The 25,023-nt window shown below is 45.3% G+C and carries 18 protein-coding genes; 17 read left to right on the top strand and 1 reads right to left on the bottom strand.

Annotated elements, in window-relative coordinates:
• Position 1: 1 nt before the first annotated feature.
• Entirely contained in the window at positions 2–2,767 is a 2,766-nt protein-coding gene (locus tag D0C36_RS04045) for a TonB-dependent receptor (RefSeq protein WP_117390280.1), read from the bottom strand.
• 205 nt (positions 2,768–2,972) lie between these two features.
• Between D0C36_RS04045 and D0C36_RS04040 the strand changes: the two genes are divergently transcribed.
• The 17 genes from D0C36_RS04040 (at position 2,973) to D0C36_RS03960 (ending at position 25,023) form a co-directional block, all read left to right on the top strand.
• Positions 2,973–4,052: a fatty acid desaturase gene (locus tag D0C36_RS04040; protein ID WP_117390279.1), complete on the top strand. Its 1,080-nt coding sequence runs from the start codon at positions 2,973–2,975 to the stop codon at positions 4,050–4,052.
• 135 nt (positions 4,053–4,187) lie between these two features.
• Positions 4,188–5,723, top strand: a complete 1,536-nt coding sequence (locus D0C36_RS04035) for a TolB family protein (RefSeq protein WP_117390278.1) — start codon at positions 4,188–4,190, stop codon at positions 5,721–5,723.
• A gap of 23 nt (positions 5,724–5,746) precedes the next feature.
• Positions 5,747–6,661 (top strand): sugar phosphate isomerase/epimerase family protein, encoded by a 915-nt coding sequence (locus D0C36_RS04030; RefSeq protein WP_117390277.1) that lies wholly within the window; start codon positions 5,747–5,749, stop codon positions 6,659–6,661.
• 73 nt (positions 6,662–6,734) lie between these two features.
• The gene (locus tag D0C36_RS04025; RefSeq protein ID WP_117390276.1) at positions 6,735–7,289 is read left to right on the top strand and encodes a gluconate 2-dehydrogenase subunit 3 family protein; all 555 of its coding nucleotides are present in this window, start codon (positions 6,735–6,737) and stop codon (positions 7,287–7,289) included.
• Between the two features lie 2 nt (positions 7,290–7,291).
• Complete coding sequence (locus D0C36_RS04020; RefSeq protein WP_117390275.1) at positions 7,292–9,007, top strand: GMC oxidoreductase; 1,716 nt, start codon at positions 7,292–7,294, stop codon at positions 9,005–9,007.
• A 168-nt stretch (positions 9,008–9,175) separates the two neighbouring features.
• Positions 9,176–10,855: a GMC oxidoreductase gene (locus tag D0C36_RS04015; RefSeq protein WP_117390274.1), complete on the top strand. Its 1,680-nt coding sequence runs from the start codon at positions 9,176–9,178 to the stop codon at positions 10,853–10,855.
• Between the two features lie 24 nt (positions 10,856–10,879).
• On the top strand, positions 10,880–12,310 hold the full coding sequence (locus D0C36_RS04010) for a Gfo/Idh/MocA family protein (protein WP_117390273.1): 1,431 nt from the start codon (positions 10,880–10,882) through the stop codon (positions 12,308–12,310).
• Positions 12,311–12,352: 42 nt separating this feature from the next.
• Positions 12,353–12,925 carry a gluconate 2-dehydrogenase subunit 3 family protein gene (locus D0C36_RS04005; protein ID WP_117390272.1) on the top strand — a complete coding sequence of 191 codons (573 nt, stop codon included), beginning with the start codon at positions 12,353–12,355 and terminating at the stop codon, positions 12,923–12,925.
• Between the two features lie 122 nt (positions 12,926–13,047).
• A complete protein-coding gene (locus D0C36_RS04000) occupies positions 13,048–14,214 on the top strand; it encodes a Gfo/Idh/MocA family protein (RefSeq protein WP_199501962.1) in 1,167 nt (388 codons plus the stop codon).
• Entirely contained in the window at positions 14,215–15,267 is a 1,053-nt protein-coding gene (locus tag D0C36_RS03995) for a sugar phosphate isomerase/epimerase family protein (RefSeq protein WP_117390270.1), read from the top strand.
• A 36-nt stretch (positions 15,268–15,303) separates the two neighbouring features.
• The gene (locus D0C36_RS03990) at positions 15,304–15,741 is read left to right on the top strand and encodes a c-type cytochrome (protein WP_117390269.1); all 438 of its coding nucleotides are present in this window, start codon (positions 15,304–15,306) and stop codon (positions 15,739–15,741) included.
• A gap of 43 nt (positions 15,742–15,784) precedes the next feature.
• Positions 15,785–17,014 (top strand): nucleoside permease, encoded by a 1,230-nt coding sequence (locus tag D0C36_RS03985; protein WP_117390268.1) that lies wholly within the window; start codon positions 15,785–15,787, stop codon positions 17,012–17,014.
• Between the two features lie 4 nt (positions 17,015–17,018).
• Positions 17,019–17,903 (top strand): hydroxypyruvate isomerase family protein, encoded by an 885-nt coding sequence (locus D0C36_RS03980; RefSeq protein ID WP_117391363.1) that lies wholly within the window; start codon positions 17,019–17,021, stop codon positions 17,901–17,903.
• Between the two features lie 54 nt (positions 17,904–17,957).
• On the top strand, positions 17,958–18,836 hold the full coding sequence (locus D0C36_RS03975) for a sugar phosphate isomerase/epimerase family protein (RefSeq protein ID WP_117390267.1): 879 nt from the start codon (positions 17,958–17,960) through the stop codon (positions 18,834–18,836).
• 21 nt (positions 18,837–18,857) lie between these two features.
• Complete coding sequence (locus D0C36_RS03970) at positions 18,858–19,625, top strand: 3-keto-disaccharide hydrolase (protein WP_117390266.1); 768 nt, start codon at positions 18,858–18,860, stop codon at positions 19,623–19,625.
• Between the two features lie 177 nt (positions 19,626–19,802).
• On the top strand, positions 19,803–23,954 hold the full coding sequence (locus tag D0C36_RS03965) for a hybrid sensor histidine kinase/response regulator (RefSeq protein WP_117390265.1): 4,152 nt from the start codon (positions 19,803–19,805) through the stop codon (positions 23,952–23,954).
• A gap of 280 nt (positions 23,955–24,234) precedes the next feature.
• Entirely contained in the window at positions 24,235–25,023 is a 789-nt protein-coding gene (locus D0C36_RS03960) for an NIPSNAP family protein (RefSeq protein WP_117390264.1), read from the top strand.

Below are 25,023 nucleotides of genomic sequence, written 5' to 3'. Positions count from 1 at the left end.
GTTACCCCCCGTTACGGCCACGCCTGCCGCCACCGCCGCCAAAGTTTCCGCGGCCGCCCTGCCTGCCCGCAAACTTTTGCAAACGCATGCTGAACGATACCATGAAATACCGGCCCAAACGGTTGCTGCGCGTATCGATGATCTGGTTGCCGGATACCACGCGCGATACGCCTGTGTTCTGGTTAAACAAATCAAATGCCTGGAAACGTAGCGCTGCCAGGTGGTTCTTCATAAACTGGTATTCCACGTAAGTGCTCAGCAGGGTAGGGTTGGCCTTTACCGTGGCGCTGAAGCCATGGTTAATGGTTTGGGTGAGATTGTATCCCAATACTATATCCTTAAAGAAATAGCTGCGGCCATCCAAACCTAAAGTCCAGGTTTTGGCATCGGTGTTAATGGACGATGGCAGGCTATAGCGGGTAGAGTTGATGCTGTAGTTGCCGCTCACCTCGGTATCCATAAGGCTGTCTATATCTATCCGCAGCTTAGCTCCCTGGTTAAATACCCAGTTTTTGCCTTCGTTGCGCTGGCCCTCAATAAAATTGATGTTGTTATTGAACCCTGCACCACCGCTAAGTGTAGCCGTAAACTTGCGATTGGCAAATGGTTTAGAGAACGAGTAGTTACCATTGGCGCTGTAAAAACCGCTGGTATTTAAATAGCGTGTTTCCTGTATAAAACGTGTAGTATCTAAGCCCGTGCCGGTAATAGGCTGCGTATTGGTAACTATCTTATTTTGTGTTGAATTGAACGACAGGTTGGCAAACAACGAGTTACCGCTGGCTATATCAAATTGGTTATACCGCAAAGCGATGTTATTGCTGAACTCAGGTTTCAGGTCGGGGTTGCCGTAGATACGGTTTTGCGGGTTAGAGAAATCTGGCTGCAGTTGCAGTTGCGTAAAGCTTGGTTGGTTGTTGCTGCCGGTATAGTTGAATGATAGCGAATGGTTACGTTTAAAGTTGTAAATAAACCTTGCAGTAGGGATGTAATTGAAGGTATTGGTTGATGTAGAAAAATTATGCGATTGCCCGCTCAACGTAGCTGGCTGCACTGCCATACCAATGGTATAGTTGTACTTGGTTTTAATGCCGCGCAGGTTCAGTCCAAATTTATTGGTAGTAAACTGGTAATTATAAAGTGTGCTCAGGCTATCAATATAAGTTTGTGCGCCGGTCTCAGGGTCTATACGGTAGTTGTAGCGGTTGTTATCGGTATTACTGCGATTGAACGTATAGTTGCCTTCAAGGAATGTGGTTTTGCCCAAGGGTTCAATATAACTCACATTAACATTAACCCTCGAGGTTTTATTATCTGTATTTATCTGCTGGAAGAGCGGGGTAATAACGCTGTCCTGTTTGGTAGTGTATTGATCGTTAAGTTCCTGGTCGCTTTTGGATAGGCTGATGCCGGTATTGATGCTGAAGTTGCGGCCCTTCTTTTTAAACTTATGGTTATACAAAACACTCACTCCACCACTCGGCGAGGTGGAGTTGGTTAACGCTAATTCATTGCCGCTTATGATTTTGCCATTACGGGTATTGGTGAAAATATCGGTGGTATTATCGCTTGAACTGCTGTAAGAGAAGTTGGGGTTTATCTTCAGGTAATTGGCCGTATCAATTTTGTATTCGATGTTAAAATCAAAACGGTGATTGATGGTATTGTTGCGGCCAACGGTGTTATCATCATTTAATAAAGCCCCGCTCTGGAAAAGGTTTTGCGTTTGCGATGTGCTGCTGATGAGCCTGTCGCGGTCGGCAAAGCTGTAGCTGCCATAAGCTGTTACTTTTTTGCTCCAATCATCACGATAGTTAAAACCCAGCGAGCGGTTGGTGGTAACACCATTAGCCGTACTTACCCCACCCGTAGATCCGCCGCCGCCACCACGCCCGCCGCGCCCACCGCCGCCGCCCTGGCTGCCCAGGTTAAAGGAGTTGTTGTTGGTATTGTTCCATGTACCTAAGGCAGATAATTGCCTGTCTTCTTTAAAAGTATTGGCCGATATACGGGCCTCATAGCGTTCCTGGTTACCCACGCCCACACTGGCCTGCCCAAAGTGCCCCGTGCGTTTGCCGGGCTGAATAGTAATATTCAGGATCTTCTCCGGGTCGCCGGTTTTGATACCGGTTAGATTGGCCTGATCGCCGTAATCGTCAATTACCTGTATGTTCTCAATAATATCTGCCGGTAAGTTCTTAGTAGCGGTTTGCACATCACCGCTAAAGTAATCTTTGCCATTTACGCGCACTTTGGTTACCTGCTTGCCGTGGGCGGTAACGTTGCCATCTTTATCTACTGATACCCCGGGCAGCTTTTTCAGCACATCCTCAACCGGCGAACCCTCGCGCACCTTATATGCCGATGCTTTGTATTCTATTGTATCTTCCTTAATAGTGATGGGGTTAATAGCGATAATGTTAACCGCCTGCAGAAAATTAAGCTGTAATTTCAGTTTTATGGGGTCTAAAACTACCGGCCCTGTATTGTTATCCATTACATATTTACGGGTGATAGCCTGATAGCCAATACCACTTACGGTAATGCTGAAGTTTTTACTGCTAACCGTCGGGAAGGTGAATTTGCCGTTAGCATCGCTGGTAGTTGCAGCACTGTCGGTACTTGTTTTTAATCTAATAGTAACGCCCGGCGCAGCGCCGAGGCTATCGGCAACAGTGCCGGTTACGGCACGTGGTGATTGTTGTTGTGCGTAACCTTTTAATGCTATAAATGGTATAAGCAACAGGAGCAGTAAATATCTGGTCATGACAATTGTGGGTTTGCCTTAATGACCTTCAATGTATCAGTAAGTTTAACGGTTTAGCCAATGTCATACAAATGTTGCAATTTAACAGACATTTTAATGACAAATTAATTATTTATTAAAAAAATTAAAGTTATCTGAAAACTAAACCATACCTTACATCCGTATATCCTCAAAACCCCGATTAATAAACTAATCTCTCTCTTTAATGGCATTTATACACGATGTGCTTGAGGCACCATCTTACGGCTGGAAGAACGCTGATGGCGAATTATCCCAGCCAACCAACAAACAAATTTTCAAGGAATTTACATCACGATTAAACATCTTTAAAAATAAAAAGAACTGGTTGTCTTTTACCGCCTGGATGATGGTAGTAGCCCTGGCTCCGTTCCTTTATCTCTTTATATTCAAGTATTTTAGTTTAACCGGTTTGATCATCGCTTTTGTGTATAGCATGATGGTAATGGGCACGCACGGTACCATTTGGTACCATCGTTACTGTACTCATGGCGCATACAAATTCAGTAATAACTTTTGGCGCTTTGTTACGCAAAATCTTACGCTAAAGATCATTCCTGAGGAGATCTATGCTATATCGCACCACGTGCATCATGCCCTTTCAGATACCCCGGGCGACCCTTACAACGCGCAGGGCGGTTTTCTTTATTGTTTCCTGGCCGATGCTAATCATCAGCCTGTAAACCGTAGCCTTAGCGAAAAACATTTTGAGCGTTGTGTTAAACTGATGAAACACACCGGCGTAACTACTAATAACTACAAACAATACCAGAAATGGGGTTCAATTGCACATCCGTTTCACATGATATTGGGTGTAATTGCCAATTGGGCATTTTGGTTTGCTGTATTTTATCTGTTGGGCGGCATTGGTTTGGTTTGTGCCATATTTGGTGCGGCAGGCGTTTGGGCTGTTGGTGTGCGTACTTTTAATTACGAAGGCCATGGCAAAGGCGAAGATAAGCGCCGCGAGGGGGTAGACTACAATAAGAAGGATATGTCGATAAACCAGGTTTGGCCGGGCATCGTAGCAGGCGAGTGGCATAATAACCATCACCTTTATCCAAAAAGTGCACGCTCGGGTTTTAAACCTTACCAGGTTGATAGTGCCTGGTACTACATAAAGTTTATGAGCTTTATTGGCGCGGTAAGTCATTACCATGATGCCAAACCACAGTTTTATAAAGACTATGTAAGGCCCGATATTAAAAATATTGTGGAGCCTGTTTTTTGCCCGGTAACCGGTAAGCAAATATTTGCGACAGAATAATCCTTATATAAATTTCATCAAAAAGGCGCATACCATTACGGTATGCGCCTTTTTTGTTTAAAAAACCGTTTTAGGCTGCGTTTTTATCAAATGAAATAATAACTTAGTGAACCCAATTATAAAACATAAACGCCCATGCCTAAAATTAAGGTTTGTTTGCTCGCTGTAACGCTGGTGAATATGCTTGCTGCTGCAAGTGTTTTTGCCCAATCAGCTACCGGTATTTTTGAAGGAAGTACCGATGTTGGCAAATCAAAAAGCAAAGGCAGCATTGTTTATAATTCCACTTCACAGCAGTACACCGTAAAAAGCGCGGGCGGCAATATGTGGTTCAGTGCCGATGATATCCATTTTGCATGGAGAAAGATCAAAGGTGATTTTATTCTGCGTACCAATGCTGCTTTTTTAGGTAAGGGTGTTGAGGCGCATCGCAAGTTTGGGTTAATGGTGCGTAAATCGCTCGATGCAAAATCTGCCCATGCAAGTGCAGTTGTGCACGGCGACGGTTTAACCTCGTTACAATACCGTAAAGCCGAAGCCGATAGCACCCGCGAACAAAAGCTAGCCGTTACCGGTGCCGATGTCATCCAGTTAGAAAGACGCGGAAATACCTATACCATGTCGGCGGCGCGCAATGGTGATGTGTTCGGCCCTGAAGAAAAGGTAGATATTGCTCTGGGTGATGATGTATATGTAGGCATCTTTGTCTGTTCGCATAACTCCGATGTTACCGAGACAGCCGTTTTCAGGAACGTTCGTATAGTAAAGCCAGCCCCGGTTGATCTGGTGGCTTATAAACAATACTTAGGTAGTAATATCGAACTGTTGGATATGGGCACGCAAAACAGCCGCGTGGTTTACCAATCCCCAAAATCGCTGCAGGCCCCAAACTGGACTACCGACAATAAATCGCTTATCTACAATAGCGATGGTACACTTTACAAATTTAACCTTGCAACCAACAAGCCAACCGCATTAAATACTGATCCGGCTAAGAATAATAATAACGACCACGTGATATCATTTGATGGCAAGTGGTTAACCATCAGCAGCGGCGATGGTGGCCCATCAATTGGTTACGTTGTACCAATTGATGGCGGCAAAGCCCGCAGGGTTACACAGTTGGGTAAAGGTGCATCATACATGCATGGCTGGTCGCCGGATGGTAAGTGGCTGGTATTTTGTGGCGAACGTAATAAAGAATACGATGTTTACCGCATCCCGGCAGAGGGCGGCCAGGAAGAGCGCCTCACCAATACCCCCGGCCTTGACGATGGCCCCGAGTACACCCCCGATGGTCAGTACATCTACTTTAACTCGGTACGCAGCGGCCTGATGCAGATATGGCGCATGAAAGCTGATGGCTCAGAACAAACGCAGATCACTAACGACGATAACAACAACTGGTTCCCGCATATCTCACCCGATGGTAAGCAGATCGTATTCATCACTTTCCTTAAAAACGAGGTAGCTGCAGGCGATCATCCTTTTTATAAGCATGTGTACATCCGCGTAATGCCAATTGGTGGCGGGCCTGCAAAAGTGGTGGCCTATTTATATGGTGGGCAGGGCACTATCAACACGCCGTCATGGTCGCCGGATAGCAAGCATATTGCCTTTGTGAGTAATACCGATCTGTTGTTTCCGGTGTATCCTTTAAGTAAAAACTAAACAATCAACTAAATCTCAATAAGATGACATCATCCAGAAGAACCTTTTTAAAAAACAGCGCTGTAGCCGTTGCCGCAACCGCTCTTTTGCCAAACAGCTTGTTTGCCGAACCTGCTAAAATGCAGCGTGTAGGTTTACAGTTATATTCGGTACGCGATGCGATGGGTAAAGACCCGATGGCAACTCTTAAGAAACTGGCAGACATGGGCTACACAACAGTAGAACATGCCAACTATGTTAACCGTAAATTTTACGGATGGACAGCCAAAGAATTTAAAAAGGTACTGGATGACCTGGGTTTACAAATGCCAAGCGGCCACACCGTAATGCTGCCAACCCATTGGGATGCCGCCACCAACGATTTTACCGATGCATGGAAAGCAACTGTTGAGGATGCTGCCTACATGGGCCAAAAGTTTGTGATAAGCCCATGGATGGATGAAAAAGTTCGCCATGATACAGATCTGCTGAAACGCACTATGGATCAGTTTAACAAAAGCGGCGAGCTGTGCCAAAAGTATAACATGAAGTTTGGTTACCACAACCACGATTTTGAATTTACCACCATGGTGGGCGATATGCGTTTGTTCGATTATATTATGCAGAACACCGATCCTGACAAGGTATCACAGCAGTTAGATATCGGTAACATGTACGGCCGCGAGAACAACGCCATCTCCCTGATAGAAAAATACCCTGGGCGCTTTATCTCAATGCACGTTAAGGACGAGGTGAAAAGCGCTACCAATACCGAAGGCACCGGTTACGAGAGTACCATTTTAGGTAAAGGTGTATTGCCGGTTAAGGAGACGTTGAAAGTGGCGAAAAAGATTGGCGGAACGGTTTACCTGATCATTGAGCAGGAGTCATATCAAGGCCTCGACCCAATGGATTGTGTAAAAATTGATTTACAAACCATGAAAAAATGGGGATATTAAGGAGTAAAGCATACCTTAACCCTTGCAATTGTATTTCTAACAATTATAAACTTAAAATACGTTGAATTTAAACATGAACCGGCGGGCGGCTATCCGCAACATGGCACTCATAATGGGTAGTGCAGTGGTATTGCCATCATGCCTGCACGATGATAAGGGCAAAGCAGTTGTAGAGCTGAAGCATCTTAAAATAGATGCCGACCAAGAAAAACTGGTGAACAGCCTTACTGAAACCATTTTGCCAAAAACAGATACCCCCGGCGCTGCTGAGCTGGGTATTAACCTTTTTGTGTTTAAAATGCTTGATGATTGTACAAGCAAAGAGCAGCAGGCCGACTTTATAACCGGCCTTGCCGGCTTTGCGGATGAAGCGAAAAAACAAATGGGCAAACCATTTGCCGAAGGTACTGATAAAGAGCGTACTGCTTTTGTAACCCAAATGGAGCAGCACAGCAAAGACAAGAATTATAAGGATAATGCGAAGTCGCTGGCGTTTTACCAGATGGTGAAAGGCCAAACCATATTTGGATATACCACATCTAAATATTTCATGACCAAGCAGGTAGTTTATGAACTGGTGCCGGGCAGGTATAATGCCATGTATCCGGCTAAAAAAGCAATGGCATAACAATGGCAAACTTAAATATAGATAGTATAAAAGAGCGCACGTTTGATGCCATTGTAATAGGCTCGGGCATGAGTGGTGGCTGGGCTGCCAAAGAGTTTACCGGCAAAGGACTTAAAACCCTGGTTTTAGAGCGTGGTCGCGATGTTAAACACTTAAAAGATTATCCAACCACTAACCTGTATCCATGGGAGTTTCCGCACCACGGTGTTTTGCCCGATGAAGTGCAGAAAGCCAATCCGATAGTAAACCGTTGTTATGCCTTCGGCGAAGATGCGGCACACTTTTTTGTGAAAGATGCCGAGCACCCTTATGTACAGGAAAAACCTTTCGATTGGATCCGTGGCTACCAAACCGGTGGTAAATCATTGCTTTGGGCACGCCAAACCCAGCGCTGGAGCGAATTTGATTTTGAAGGCCCCGCCCGTGACGGTTTCGCGGTCGACTGGCCTATCCGTTACGCAGATATTGCGCCATGGTATAGCTATGTAGAGAAATTTGCAGGCATCTCAGGCAATCACGATGGTTTGGCAGAACTGCCTGATGGTGAGTTCCTGCCCGCATTTCCGTTAAATGCAGTAGAAACCTATTTTAAAAATCACGTTAAGGAAAAGTATAAGAACAGGCACGTGATAAGTGCGCGTTGTGCACACTTGTCTAAACCAAACCAGATCCATCTGGATCAGGGTAGGGGGCAGTGCCAGGAGCGTACGCTTTGCCAGCGCGGCTGTCCGTTTGGTGGCTATTTCAGCGCCAACTCGTCAACCATCCCGTGGGCGTTAAAAACAGGACTTTGTACTTTAAGGCCGCATTCGGTGGTGGAATCTATTATCTATGATGATAAAAAAGGCAAAGCGACCGGTGTGCGCGTTATTGATGCACAAACCAAAGAAGCTATTGAATACTACGCACCGGTGATCTTCGTGAACGCTGCTGCGTTGAACAGTAACTTGGTACTGCTTAACTCAACCTCAAGCCGTTTTCCTAATGGTTTGGGTAATGATAGTGGTACGCTGGGTAAATACGTGGCCTTCCATAACTATTCGGCAGGTATAAGTGCAGAGTATGATGGCGCTAAAGAATGGACTACCGATGGCCGTAACCCGGCAGGCGGTGGTTATATCCCTCGCTTCAGGAACGTATATAAGCAGGAGACTGATTTCCTTCGCGGATACGCTGCCGGTTTCTACGCTTACCGTGGCCGCATGCAAAGCGGCGATGGCATAGGGCAGGAATTGAAAGATAACCTGGTTAAAAAAGAGCTGAGCGGCTGGCACGTTGGTTCGCACATGATGGGCGAAACCATCCCTAAAGAGAGTAATTACGTTACGCTTGATAAGAATTTGAAAGACCCTTGGGGTATCCCTCAGTTAAAGATCTCGGTTGATTATGATGATAACGACGAGAAAATGAAGAAGGATTACCTTGAGCAGATGACAGAGATGTTCACCTCGGCGGGCTTCACCAATATACAAACACGCTCAGACAAACGCGCTCCGGGATTAGATATCCATGAGATGGGCGGTGTGCGTATGGGTAAAGATCCTAAAACATCAATGTTAGATAAATGGCATCGTTTACACGCCTGCCCTAATGTTTATGTAACCGATGGCGCCAGCATGACATCAACCTCATGCCAGAACCCATCGCTTACCTATATGGCCTTTACCGCCCGCGCAGTTGACCACGCGGTAGGAGAGATGAAGAAGGGGAATATTTAGCCCCCCAACCCCCTGAAGGGGGAGCAAAATAGGGATTACCCCCTTTAGGGGGATAGGGGGCTAAATGTGTAAAAAAAACACAATGAAAAAATGCTTGTAAAAACAATTTTATTCATACATTAGGCGAGACAACCAATTGTTAAAAACTAATATAAACGCTATACTTTTATGTCTAATAACACTTATGACGCGATAGTCATTGGTTCAGGTATCTCTGGCGGCTGGGCTGCAAAGGAACTGACTGAGAAGGGTTTAAAAACCATCATGTTGGAGCGTGGTAAAAACATAGAACACATCAAAGACTATGTTAACGCCAACAAAGGTCCGTGGGAATTTGAACACCGTGGCGGTCGCACGCAAAAAATGATCGAGGATTATCCCGTATTGAAGCGCGATTACCCTCTGAATGAGACCAACCTTGACTATTGGACCAACGAAAAAGAAAGCCCGTACACCGAAATTAAACGTTTCGACTGGTTCCGTGGTTATCACATGGGTGGTCGTTCGTTAATGTGGGGCAGACAATCATACCGTTGGCATGATACCGACTTTGAAGCAAACTTAAAAGATGGTATAGGAACTGACTGGCCTATCCGTTACAAAGACCTTGCTCCATGGTACAGCCATGCAGAGAAATTTGCGGGTATCTCTGGTAACCGCGATGGCGTTCCGATCCTTCCTGATGGCGATTTTATGCCACCAATGGATATGAACATCGTAGAAAAAGACGTTCAAAAACGCTTTAAAGAATTTTATAAAGATGCAAGGCACTTCGTTATTGGCCGTACAGCTAATATCACCGTACCGCATAACAACCGTACAAACTGCCAGTACCGTAACAAGTGTTGGTTAGGCTGTCCGTTTGGTGCATACTTCAGCACGCAGTCGGCTACTTTGCCTGCAGCTATGGCAACCGGTAACTTAACCGTTCGCCCATGGTCAATCGTAACTAAGATCATTTACGATAAAGATACCAAGAAAGCAAAAGGTGTAGAAATACTTGATGCTGAAACCAACAAAACTTATGAGTTCTTCGCTAAGATCGTTTTCGTTAACGCATCGGCACTAAACAGTGCATGGGTGTTAATGAACTCGGCTACCGACGTTTGGGAAGGCGGCTTAGGCAGCAGCAGCGGCCAGTTAGGCCACAACGTTATGGACCACCACTTAGGTGTAGGTGCAGGCGGCCGTATTGAGGGTTTTGAAAATAAATACACATTTGGCCGTCGTGCTAATGGTATCTACATCCCTCGTTATCGTAACTTAAACGGCGAAAAACGCGATTATATCCGTGGTTTTGGTTATCAGGGTGGCGGCAGCCGCGCAAGCTGGAGCCGTGATATTGCCGAGCTTAACATCGGTGGCGACTTTAAAGATGCATTATCAGAACCAGGCAGCTGGAGCTTTGGTATGGGTGGTTTCGGTGAAACGCTTCCTTACCACGAGAACCGTGTTTACCTGGATAAAACCAAGAAAGATAAATGGGGCTTGCCTATCCTGGCTATTGATGCGGAGTGTAAAGAAAACGAGCGCAAAATGCGTATCGATATGATGAACGATGCAAAAGAGATGCTGGAAAATGCAGGTGTTAAAGATGTACAAACGTATACATCAGACCCTGTGTTGGGCCGTGGTATTCACGAGATGGGTACTGCACGTATGGGCCGCGATCCAAAATCATCAGTTCTGAACGAGTGGAACCAGGTTTGGGATGCTAAGAACGTGTTTGTTACCGATGGTGCTGCAATGGCTTCTGCCGCTTGCCAAAACCCGTCATTAACTTACATGGCGCTTACCGCACGTGCTGCGAACCACGCTGTTGAAGAACTTAAAAAAGGTAACCTATAATACAGTATTGAAATTCGACTACCAATGACTGAAAAAAAAGAAACAACTGCAAACGGCGCCTCGAGAAGGGATTTCCTTAAATCAACTTCTGTTGCTGCTGCCGGAATTATGATCGTACCACGCCATGTGCTGGGCGGCAAAGGCTTTATTGCACCAAGCGATATGCTGAATGTTGCCGGCATTGGTGCCGGTGGTAAAGGTGAAAGCGATATTGCTGCTTTTGCAAAAAGCGGTAAAGCTAATATTGCTTACTTGTGTGATGTTGACGACCGTCGTGCAGCTAACTCAAGAAAATCTTTCCCTAAGGCTAAGTACGTTAAAGACTGGCGCGAACTTTTAGAAAAAGATCATAAGAATTTCGATGCTGTATCAGTATCAACACCAGACCATAACCACGCTGTTATAGCTTACCATGCTATGCAATTGGGTAAACACGTTTACGTGCAAAAACCACTTACGCATGATATCTGGGAAGCACGTTTATTGACCGAAGCTGCTAAGAAATTTAAAGTAGTTACGCAGATGGGTAACCAGGGTGCATCAAACGATGGTACCCGCTTAATGGCAGAGTGGTATGATGCAGGCCTTATTGGCGATGTAGAAAGCATTTATTGCTGGACAAACCGCCCTGTATGGCCGCAAGGTATCCAGTGGCCAACCACTAAGGCCGAGATCCCGAAAGAGCTGGATTGGGACCTGTGGTTAGGTACAGCACCGCGTAAAGATTACGTAGATAAACTGGTTCCGTTTAACTGGCGCGGCTGGTGGGATTACGGTACCGGCGCATTAGGCGATATGGGTTGCCACCTTGTTGAAGCACCTTTCCGCGTGTTAGGCCTTCAGTATGTTAAAGATGTACAGGCAAGTGTAGGTAGCGTATTTGTTGATGAGTTTAAGAAAGGTGTGTTCCCTGAGAGCTGCCCTCCGTCAAGCCACATCACGTTAACATTCCCTAAAACTGCTAAAACAAAAGGTGATGTTACCCTTCACTGGATGGACGGTGGCATACAGCCGGAGAGACCAGAGGAGCTTGGCCCTAACGAGAAATGGGGCGGCGAAGACGGTAACGGTACATTATTTATCGGTACAAAAGGTAAAATGTACGCCAGCACTTATTCTGATGCTGCTACCTTGTTACCAAAAGAGCGCACTAAAGATGCTAAAGCTCCGCAGAAATACAAACGCGTTCCGGGCGGTGCAAGCGGCCACTACGCGCAGTGGGTTGAGGCATGTTTGGCAGGTTACGGTAAAATGGAAGTAAGCTCTCCGTTTGAAGTTGCAGGCCCGCTTACCGAGGCATTATTAATGGCTAACCTTGCTGTACGCGGCCACGACCTTAAAAATGGTGCGTTCAAATACACATGGGATAATAAAGCCATGAAGGTTACCAACTTTGACGAGGTTAACCAATACGTTAAACGCCAATACCCTGCGGGTTTTGAGCTGAAAGCGTAACATTAAATAATTAAAAAATTAACTCATTAATTCTATAAAACAATGAATAGAAGAGACGCGATAGGCAGAGTGGGTTTGATACTTGGTGGTGCCGTTATCGGTGCCGAGTTCTTCATGTCTGGCTGTAAATCGGGCGGGTCGGTAAATACCGAAGACCTGTTCAATGCTGATACTACAGCTTACATGGACGAAGTAGCAGAAACCATCTTGCCTGAAACCTCAACCCCGGGTGCAAAAGCTGCTAAAGTGGGTGCCTTTATGGCTGTAATGGTGCGCGATTGTTATGTTGATGCAGATCAAAAGATCTTCAAAAAGGGTTTAACAGACCTTAATGATGCATCAAAGAAAAAGTATAACAAAGGCTTTATGGAAGCTGATGCAAAACAACGCACCGAGTTACTTACCGAGTTAGACAAAGAGGCTAAGGAGTATTCAAAAAATAAAAAACCTGAAGATCCTAACCACTACTTCACTATGATAAAACAGCTTACGCTGTTAGGTTTCTTTACCTCAGAACCAGGTGCAACCAAAGCTCTTAGATATCTGCCTGTTCCGGGCAAATACATTGGCGATTACCCTTACAAAAAGGGTGACAAAGCCTGGGCTTTATCATAAAAAACACGTTTAAAATTAAACAGCGACCGCTCCGTTAACAACGGAGCGGTTTTTACACATTTATCTAATCTTAAAAACAAAGGTTATTCCGGGCGTGTTCCGGTTATACTTTTTTAGCAATTATGAGTAACAGAAAATTACGCATGGGCATGATAGGCGGTGGTAAAGATGCATTTATTGGCGCTATCCACCGTATTGCTGCCAACATGGATGGTCAGGTTGAACTGGTTTGTGGTGCTTTAAGCATGCACCCCGATGTTGCGCAAGAAAGCGGCCGTATGCTTTTTTTATCCCCTGATCGTACTTACAATACCTACGATGAAATGTTTAAAGCCGAGGCACAACGCCCGGCTGATGACCGTATGGATTTTGTAACCATCGTTACGCCAAACTTTGCACACTTTGCCCCGGCAATGCAGGCGCTTGAGAATGGTTTTAACGTAGTAATTGAAAAACCTATAACTTTTACGCTTGAAGAAGCTAAGCAACTGAAAGCTAAAGTTGAGGAAACAGGTTTGATGCTATTGCTTACCCACACCTATGCCGGCTACCCTATGGTAAAAGAGGCACGCGAAGTTGTAAAAAGCGGCGCTTTAGGTAAAGTAAGAAAAATATATGTTGAGTATCTGCAGGGCTGGTTAAGCCGTCTTTCAGAACGCGAAGGTAATGCACAGGCCTCATGGCGTACCGACCCGTCAAAATCGGGTAAAGCAGGTGCCATGGGCGATATCGGTACGCACGCAGCTCACTTAGCCGAGTATATCTCTGGTCAGAAGATCAGCGAGCTTAGCGCGGCTTTAAACATCGTTGTTGATGGCCGTATGCTTGATGATGACGGTGCTGTATTGCTTCGTTTTGACCAGGGCGCAACCGGCACCCTTACTGCATCGCAAATTGCAGCAGGTGAGGAGAACGCTTTGAAAATTCGTGTATACGGAGAGAATGGCGGCCTGGAGTGGAACCAGATGGAACCAAACACTCTTATCGTTAGATGGCTGGATAAGCCTGCCGAGATCTTACGCGCAGGTGCAGGTTACACAGGTCATTTATCTGCTGCTGCAACTTCAAACTGCCGTACACCTGGTGGCCACCCTGAAGGCTATTTAGAAGCTTTCGGTAACCTTTACCGCAACTTCGCTTTGGCGCTTAGCGCTAAAATTGAAGGCCGCGAAGTACCTGAGTGGATCGATTTTCCATCTGTTGATGACGGTATACGCGGTATGGCATTTATAAACAACGTAGTTGCCTCAAACGAGAGCAACGAGAAGTGGACAAAATATACTATCTAAATGAATACGATTAAAGGCCCGGCTATTTTCTTAGCCCAGTTTATTGGCGATACAGCCCCTTTTAATGATCTTAAATCTATTTGCCAGTGGGCAGCAGGTTTAGGTTACAAAGGTGTGCAACTGCCAACAAACGACCTTCGTTTTATAGATGTTCAAAAAGCTGCAGACAGTAAAACTTATGCCGATGAAATTAAAGGCATAGTAGCTGAAGCAGGTTTAGAGATCACCGAACTTTCTACGCACCTGCAAGGCCAGTTGGTAGCAGTGCATCCGGCTTATGATACGCTGTTTGACGCTTTTGCGCCCGAGGCTTACAAGAACAACCCTGCTGCAAGGCAGGAGTGGGCAGTATCGCAGGTTAAGGCTGCTGCTAAGGCTTCGCAAAACCTGGGCTTAAATGCCTCGGTAACCTTTAGTGGTGCGCTGATATGGCACATGGTTTACCCGTGGCCGCAACGGCCTGCAGGTTTGGTTGAAACCGCTTTTGGCGAACTGGCTAAACGCTGGGAACCTATCCTTAACTATTACGATGAGCACGGTATCGACCTTTGCTACGAGATCCATCCTGGTGAGGACCTACACGATGGCGTAAGCTACGAGCGTTTCCTTGAGGCGGTAAACAATCACAAACGTGCTTGTTTGCTTTACGATCCATCGCACTTTGTACTGCAGGCTATGGATTACCTGGAGTACATCGATATTTACCACGAACGCATCAAAATGTTCCACGTTAAGGATGCTGAGTTTAACCCAACCGGCAGGCAGGGAGTTTATGGCGGTTACAGTGGCTGGGTTGAGCGTGCCGGCCGATTCCGTTCATTGGGCGATGGTCAGGTTGATTTTAAATCGGTATTCAGCAAACTGACACAGTACGATTACAAAGGCTGGGCAGTACTGGAGTGGGAGTGTGCATTAAAGCACCCTGAAGATGGCGCACGCGAAGGTGCTCAGTTCATCAAAGACCACATCATCCGCGTAACTGACAAAGCTTTTGACGATTTTGCAGCATCAGGCAGCGACGAAGCATTTAACAGATCACTTTTAGGACTATAATCTATTAAAAACTAATAATACAACAACAAACGCATCATGAAAAAAGTATTCTTCATATTAGGTATCAGCGTAGCCTTCTTAACAGCTTGTGGCGGCGGTAGCAATAAACCAGCTGACGCAGATAGTGCATCATCAAGCAATAACAGCGCGGTAGCACAACAAACAAACGCTGCTAACGATACATCAGCAAATAAAATTGGTACTGATAGCAACAGTGGTACAACCGGTAACAAAGGCGAAGAGCTAATGGCTGCTGCTGACTGTAACACCTGCCACAATGCAGAGAGCAAAGTAATTGGCCCTGCTTTGGTTGATATCGCAAAAAAATACAAAGAAAGCGACGTAGAAACACTTGCTAAAAAAGTTATTGCAGGTGGCAGCGGTAACTGGGGCACTGTACCTATGACAGCTCACCCTGACCTTTCATTAGACGACGCTAAAGAAATGGTTAAATACATTTTAACCGTAAAATAAGTACTTGCTAACCAACCCAAACTAATTTAAACCAATACTAATTATGAACGTAACAACACGCGTTAAACTATCAACCATGATGTTCCTGGAGTTTTTTATCTGGGGTGGATGGTTTGTAACGCTCGGCCCATTCCTGGCTGCAACATTAAAGGCATCCGGTGCACAATCAGGCGAAGTTTTTTCTACACAATCATGGGGTGCTATCATCGCACCATTCATTATTGGCTTGATAGCCGACCGTTATTTTAACGCAGAGAAGATACTGGGTGTGTTGCATATTGTTGGTGCAATACTGATGTACCAGATGTATAAGGCAACTGATATTACAGTGTTTTATCCTTATGTTTTAGGATACATGATCATTTACATGCCAACGCTGGCATTGGTAAACTCGGTATCATTTAACCAGATGGGCGATCCGGAGAAAGAGTTTTCTTCAATCCGTATTTTCGGTACTATCGGCTGGATCATCGCAGGTTTAATAATTAGTTTCATTTTCCATTGGGATTCTCCTGAAGGTATAGCAGCAGGTGCATTGCAAAAAACATTCCTGATGTCGGGCATTGCTTCTGCAATTTTAGGTGTATTCAGCTTTACATTACCTGCAACACCGCCAACGGCTACTGAGGGTAAAGTAAGCGTATCTAAAATGCTTGGTTTAGATGCATTGAAGTTATTGAAGGATAAAAACTTCCTTATCTTCTTCATAGCATCTATCCTTATCTGTATCCCTTTGGCTTTCTATTACCAAAATGCAAGCCAGTTCTTAACCGAGGTTAAGATGGATAACCCGACCGGTAAAATGACCATTGGCCAGGTATCAGAAGTATTGTTCCTGCTATGTATTCCAATCTTCTTCAAGAAATTTGGTTTCAAATGGACAATATTGGTAGGTATGTTAGCGTGGGCAGTACGTTATACTTTGTTCGCTTACGGTAACGCAGGCGATTTAAGCTTTATGCTGCTGATAGGTATTGCATTACATGGTGTATGTTACGATTTCTTTTTCGTATCAGGCCAGATCTATACCGACTCAAAAGCGGGCGAGCAATACAAAAGCGCTGCTCAGGGTATGATCACTCTGGCAACTTACGGTGTAGGTATGTTGATCGGCTTCTTTGTAGCAGGTAAAATATCTGATGCGTACAAAACAGCTGACGGTCATAACTGGAATATGGTATGGCTAACCCCGGCGGGTATTGCAGCAGTAGTATTTGTATTGTTCATCTTGTTATTTAACGAGAAGAAAACAGCTGTTGAAGCAAAGGCTTAATATTATGGCAGGCACTAACAGAAGATCGGCTATTAAGGGCATTATTGCAGGCACTGCGGCTATTGGCGCAGGCGGCGTTTTGTCATCTTATAAAGCCGACCCAACAGAACAAATGAGCGATAAACTCAAAGGCAACATTAACCATGCGGTTTGCCGCTGGTGTTATGATAGTATCTCGGTTGAGGAGCTTTGTAAAGCTGCCAAAGAGATAGGCATAAAAGGTATCGACCTGGTTGGCCCCGAAGATTGGCCTACTTTGAAAAAGTATGGTTTGTACTCATCAATGTGCAACGGTGCGGAGATTAACCTGACCGATGGTTTTGGCGATACACAATTCCATGCGCAACTGCATAAGCAGTACACGGATATGATACCGAAAGTTGCAGCTGCAGGTTATAAAAACCTCATCTGCTTTAGCGGTAGCCGCCGTGGCAAAACTGACGAGGAAGGATGGAAAAACTGCGTGGAAGGCCTTAAACCAATGGTACAACTGGCCGAGAAACACGGCGTAGTTTTGGTGATGGAATTGCTGAACAGCAAGATAGACCACAAAGACTACCAGTGCGATCACACAGCCTGGGGTGCCGAACTTTGCAAACGTTTGGGATCAGAGAACTTTAAACTGCTATATGATATTTATCACATGCAGATAGATGAAGGCGATGTGATCCGTAACATTCGTACCTATCACCAGTACATTGCCCACTACCACACAGGTGGTGTACCTGGCCGTAACGAAATTGATGAAACGCAGGAATTGTTTTACCCCGCAATTATGCGTGCCGTGCTCGAGGTGGGCCATAAAGGCTTCGTAGCACAGGAGTTTATTCCTAAACAAAAAGATAAGCTGGCATCGCTTCGTAAAGCGGTGCATATATGCGATGTTTAAACTATTGCCGTTGTAGCTGGTCTATAACGGCAATAAAACTTTTATAAATCTAACATGACTACTACCAGAAGAACTTTCTTAGCGCAGGCCGGTATGGCTGCGGCAGGTATTATGCTTGCACCAAAACTGGCATCGGCAAAAAGCGCAAACGGCGTAGGCCTGCAGCTTTATTCGCTGCGCGATCAGTTACCTAAAGATGTTAAAGGCGTTATTGCCGAGGTTGCAAAAGCCGGCTATAAAGAAGTTGAAACCTTTGGCTACTCAAAACAAGGTGGCTTTTGGGGCTTAAGCGCGCAGGAATTTGCTGCTTTGCTTAAAAAACATGGCTTAAAAAGCCCGAGCGGCCATTATGGTATCGATGAATACTTCGGTACAGGTAAAATGGACGAGTTGAACAGTTACATCGAGGCGGCTAAGATCTTAGGCCAAACCTATATTGTTATTCCGGGTCTTAACCACGATTTTATTAAAACGGCCGAGGATTGTAAATCAATTGCCGAGAAAATGAACAAGGCTGCTGCTATCTGCAAACAGCACGGTTTAAAACTGGGCTATCACAATCACAACTTTGAGTGGCAGGATGTAGGCGGTACTACTTTCTACGATACCGTTTTAAAATATACCGACCCTAAACTGGTTGCCATGGAAATGGATATTTACTGGGTAGTACGTGCTGGTCAGGATCCTATCCAGATCTTCAAAAAACATCCGGGTCGCTTTGCATTAGTACACGTTAAAGACATGGACAAAGGCAACCACGAGTTGAACACCGAGATAGGTAGTGGCGGTATCGATTACAAAACTATCCTTGGTCAGGCTAAGCTGGCTGGCATCAAACACTATATTGTTGAGCAGGAAAACTTCACCAATATAGACCCTTATGTAAGTATTGCAAAAAGCGCTACCTATCTAAAAACTAAACTGTATTTATAAACGGCACCAATTAACTAAAAAATGAAACATAAACTGATTTTAACCGCTTTGCTTAGCGGAGGCATTTATATGGCAAACGCACAAAGCAAACCCGAGGATACCGAAAAATGGGAGCCTGTACCGCCCGTAGTAACTGCCGGCAAAGTAATGGGCGAAGCACCGTCTGATGCCATCGTGTTATTCAATGGTAAATCAGGCCTTTCTGAATGGGAAGACGTTGCCAGTGGCGATGCTGCAAAATGGGATGTTAAAGGCGATGTACTGACCGTGAACAAAAAATCGGGTAACATCCAAACCAAGAAGAAATTTGGCAGCTACCAGTTACACATCGAGTGGAAAGTGCCTGCAAACATCACCGGCGAAGGCCAGGGCCGCGGTAACAGCGGTGTGTTTTTGGCATCAACAGGTAAAGGCGATGATGGTTATGAACTACAGGTGTTAGATTCATACAATAACAAAACCTACACCAACGGTATGGCTGGCAGTATTTACAAGCAGTTTATACCATTAGCTAACCCAACCCGCCCACCGGGCACCTGGAACGTGTATGACGTGATCTGGACTGCGCCAACTTTTGATGGCGACCAGGTTAAAACCCCTGCACGTGTAACTGTAATTTTCAACGGCGTTTTAGTTGAGAATAATATTGAACTGCTTGGCCCAACCCAATATATTGGCAAACCGGGTTACAGAAAGGCACACGGCGATTGCCCTATTAAATTGCAGGCTCACGGCGATAAAAGCGAGCCGCTTAGCTTCCGCAATATTTGGGTGAGAGAAATTAAATAACTCATCTTTAATCAGATAAAAAAAGCCCGCTTAAAAAGCGGGCTTTTTTTGTTTTTAGCCAACGCTATCATCATTTGTTTTACTAAATTATGAACTTATTGTAAAGTGCTCCCGTATAAGTACTTATTACCAATTACACCTATTAATTAAAATTTACGATTAACCACCGGTATTTGAATGCATAAGTACATTTGCACTTTAATTACACTGCTGTACGCTACGCTGAGCTTTGGGCAAAACGAAAGCCTTAAGTTTGAGCATATTGGCACGGCCGACGGTTTATCGCAAATAAACGTATCCTGTATCCTGCAGGATAAGCTGGGCTTTATGTGGATAGGTACCCGCGAGGGCCTCAACAAATACGACGGCTACAACTTTACCAACTACAAGCACGATGAAGCCGCCCCCGCTACCATAAGCAGTAACATGATATCTGATATGGTTGAAGATAAGGATGGCAACATTTGGGTAGCCACCATCATCGGCCTCAATAAAATTGAGCGTAAAACCGGTAATATCATCAGGTTTATCCATAGTGATAAGAACCGCAATTCCATCGCCAATAATATCCTTAACAAACTGGTGATTGATGAGAAGAACAACATCTGGATAGCAAGCCAGGGCGGGTTGGATTACATGGAGATAAGCAGCGGCCACATTACCCATTACGCATACAATGGTAAACCCGGCTGCCTGCCCGATAATAATGTAAGTTTTGTTTACCGCGACTCGGGCAACCAGATCTGGGTGGGTACCGCGTCGGGTGGTTTATCTTTATTGAACAAAGCTGCCGGTACTTTTACAGTTTACAAGCACGATGTACAAAACACGCAAACCATAACAAGCAACGGTGTAAGCTGTATTTTTGAGGATACTGATAAACGCCTTTGGGTGGGCACAATTGATGCCGGATTGGATTATTTTGACCGCAGGGCAGGTAAATTTATTCATTATCGTAATGATAAGGCGCTTGGGGCGGCATCGCTTAGCAGTAACAACATCTACTGCTTAAACATGGATCTTAACGGTAAGCTGTGGATAGGCAGCGATAACGGCGGGCTTTGCATCCTCGACCCTAAAACCAATAAGGTGATAGATTACCAGCACGATGATGTAGACAAGAACAGCATTATCGGTAACACAGTTAACGCTATTTGCCGCGACAGGGTGGGCAACATGTGGCTGGGTGCATACAGCGGCGGCATAAATCTCTATAAACGCAGTACCGAAAGCTTTACGCATTACAGGCACAACGCCAAACCGGGGAGCCTCTCAAACGATTTTGTGCTGGCTCTTTTTGAAGACAAGAAACAAGATATCTGGATAGGAACCGACGGCGGCGGACTTAACCATTTTAACCGAAAAACCGGCGAGTTTAATGCTTATACTAAAAATAACAGTGGCATTACAGGTAACTACGTGTTAACGGTTACGCAGGATGCCGAAGGCAATTACTGGATGGGTACCTGGGCCGATGGCTTAAGCATATTTGATCCCAAAACGAACAGGTTCAGCAATTACACCAACATCCCTGATAATGCCAACAGCCTGCCGGGCAATAATATTTATGCGCTTACCCTCTCGCGTGATCAAACAGCCTGGATAGGCACTTACAATACAGGCTTAAGCCATTTCGATAAAAAAACGGGAAAGTTTGTAAATTACCGTTACGCTGCCAACGACCCTAACAGCCTCAGCAGCGATAGGGTGTATTCTGTACTGGAAGATAAGCGCGGTAACCTTTGGGTGGGCACTTTTGACGGCGGCCTTAACCTATTGGACAGAAAGACCAATAAGTTTACCCGCTTTACCTATAACCCTGCCAAAAACAGCGTGAGCAATGATAACATACCCGATATGTTTGAAGACAGTAAGGGTTTTATCTGGCTAAGTACATTCTCGGGTTTGGATAAGTTTGACCCGGTTACCCGCCGTTTTACCGTTTACCGTAAAAGAGATGGACTGCCCAGCGATGTGATCTATGCCGTACGCGAGGATGAGCAAGGTGTACTTTGGGTAAGCACCAACAAAGGCCTATCGAGGTTTGATCCTGAGAAACTCCAATTCCGCAATTTTACCATTGAGGATGGCTTGCAGGATATCGAGTTTAAATCACATTCGGCATTCAAAGGAAATGGCAACCGGTTGTATTTTGGGGGGATAAACGGTTTTAATGCATTTACCCCTAAACAGATATTAAAACCCGAGGGTTTTTCGCCGCTTGTGGTAACGGCTTTCAGGCTGTTTAACCAGACCGTATTGCCGGCGCGCGATAAGCATGATAAATCGCCGTTAAAGGATGAGATATCTGATACCCACGCCATAACGCTTAGCCACAAGCAATCGGTTATTTCGTTTGATTTCGCCGCGCTCGATTTTACATCTAAGGATAAAAAGAACTACGCCTATTTTTTGGAAGGCTTTGATAAAAAATGGAACTACATAGGCAACCGCAATTCGGCAACGTTCACCAACCTGCCTGCCGGTTCTTACACGCTGAAGATAAAATATCAAAACTCGGCAGGCTTTTGGTCGCCGGTTACTGAGGCATTGGTGATCACCACTACGCCGCCCTGGTGGCTTACCTGGTGGTTTAAAACACTAACAGTGCTGTTTATAGCAGGGCTGGTTTACCTGGTGTTTATTCTGAGGGTAAGATCAATAAAGGCACAGAAAGCTATACTTGAGCGGCAGGTAGAAGACCGTACCGTTCAACTGGCCAAAATGAGCAATGATGAACGCGTATTGCGCCAGGATGCCGAAAAAGCCCGTGAGGAAGCCGAGAAAGCCAACAAAGCCAAAAGTATATTCCTGGCTACCATGAGTCACGAGATCCGTACGCCTATGAACGGCGTAATGGGTATGGCCACTTTGCTTGCCAATACCAGCCTCAGCAATGAGCAGCGGGAGTACACGGAAACCATCAGAAATTGTGGTGACAGCTTGCTGAATGTGATCAACGATATTTTGGATTTCTCCAAAATAGAATCGGGCAACATGGAGCTGGATGAACACGATTTTGACCTGCGCGATTGTATTGAGGGCGTATTGGATGTTTTTGCAGAACGTGCCGCCCGCGCCAACCTGGATCTGGTTTACCAGGTAGACCACAAGATACCGGCCCAGATCATTGCCGATGCTTACAGGCTGAGGCAGATCCTCATTAATTTGGTAGGTAATGCAGTGAAGTTTACCGCCCGTGGTGAGGTGTTTATCTGCGTAAAACTAAAAGGCAGCACAGATGATAAACTTGAACTGCTTTTTGAGGTACGCGATACCGGTATAGGCATTCCGCATAATAAGATCAACAAACTGTTTAAAGCCTTCTCGCAGGTAGACTCAAGCACTACGCGCAGATATGGCGGTACAGGCCTTGGGCTGGCCATCAGCGAGAAACTGGTTGAACTGATGGGCGGCGAAATTGGCGTGGAAAGTAAAATAGGGCAGGGCAGTACCTTCTCGTTCACCATAAAAGCAAAAGAAGGCATCAGGTCGCAACGCAATTATGTACACCTGAACACCGAAGAAGTGAAGAACAAACGCGTACTGGTGGTTGATGATAATGCCACCAACCGCGAGATATTGGAAGAGCAACTGCGCCAGTGGAACTTTATACCGGCCGTTGCAGCATCCGGCGAAGAAGCTTTGAATATTTTATCAGGCGCAGACAAGGTAGACCTGGTGATATCAGACATGAACATGCCTGAATTGGACGGCGTGGGCCTTGCCGGTAAAATACGCGCTAATAGCCAGGTGCCTATCATACTGCTTACATCAATGGGTAACGAGCAGAGTAAAAAGTACACACACCTGTTCAATGTGGCGCTGTCTAAGCCGACTAAGCACCAGGTGCTATACAAGCATATCATCGAACAATTAAAACTAAGTACTGAGCCAAGCGCTGAGGTAGTGCCTGTACAGACACCGTTCTCTGAAGATTTTGCCCGTCATCACCCAATGAATATCCTGATTGCCGAGGATAATGCCATTAACCAAAAGTTGGCCAAATACATCCTCAATAAAATGGGCTATAAGCCAGATATTGCGGGTAACGGCCACGAAGCACTGAACGCCATGGTGAACAAACGTTACAACCTCATCCTAATGGACGTGCAAATGCCGGAGATGGATGGCCTCGAGGCAACCCGTTTTATCCGTAAGAATATGGAATACCAGCCGGCTATAGTTGCCATGACGGCCAATGCCATGGTTGAGGATAAAGAGGAATGCCTTGCCGCCGGTATGGATGCCTACCTGAGCAAACCCCTTAAATTGCAGGAGCTGATGGATACGCTGGTGGCGTTTGACGGCAGTAAAGCGGTATCATGATTTTTTTGTAGAGATGCGATACTTCGCGTCTCGGAATGCAATCTCGGAATGTGAGAGACGATTGCACCATCGGTGCAAAAGGTCGGTAGAAATTACAATTCGTAACAATAGCATGCCGTAGGTATGCAACTCTAACAGGTATCGCACCTAACGGAGCGAATTTTAATTGTTGGATTGTTTCTACCGACCTTAAGCTCCTACGGAGCGCTGCTTTTTACCCTCCGCGTCTCCATTGTTTATTCCTTTTTTCGCGTTAAATTAGCCGGTAAACCCTAAAGGAATGTCTATCCCACAAAAACGTACGCTTACAGCCGTTTTTATCGCTGCGTTAGCAATTTTTAGTTGTGATATCTTCGCGCAAACCATTAAAGGCGATTATTATCAGATAAAGATCTATCACTATAAAACCGAAAAACAAGAAGCTGTACTTGATGCGTATCTGCAGAAAAGCTTTGTACCGGCTCTGCATAAAAAAGGCATCAAAAACATAGGCGTTTTTAAACCGATTGAGGCGGATACCGCTGACAGGAAGATCTACTTATTGATCCCTTACGCATCATGGAAAGATGCCGAACCGGACAATGTATCGGCCGGGAAACCGGTTGTTGTTACACCTGAAAATAAAGATTATGCATCAGCAGTTTATAATGATGCACCATACTCGCGTATCGAGACCATTTGGCTCAGTCCGTTCATCACCCGCCCGCATTTGATGTTGCCCAAACTCACAGGTGATCGTAGTAAACGTGTTTACGAATTGCGTAGTTACGAAAGCCCTACAGAAGCCTATCATTACAGCAAAGTAAAGATGTTTAACAGTGGCGAGACCGATATTTTTGAGCGCCTTGGCTTTAACCCGGTATTTTATGGCAGCGTTATTGCAGGTGGTAGGATGCCTAACCTAATGTACCTCACAACGTTTAATGATAAACAAAGCCGGGACGAGCACTGGAAGGCTTTTGATGCGGATGCACAGTGGAAAGGATTAACGGGCGACGCGCAGTATAAGAACAACGTATCAAAAGGAGATATTATATTTCTTTACCCAACCGCTTATTCCGACTATTGA

It is taken from the genome of Mucilaginibacter conchicola, assembly GCF_003432115.1.
GTDB lineage: Bacteria > Bacteroidota > Bacteroidia > Sphingobacteriales > Sphingobacteriaceae > Mucilaginibacter > Mucilaginibacter conchicola.
Note: the sequence above shows the minus strand (reverse complement) of the source record. Positions and strands in the feature narration are given on the sequence as shown.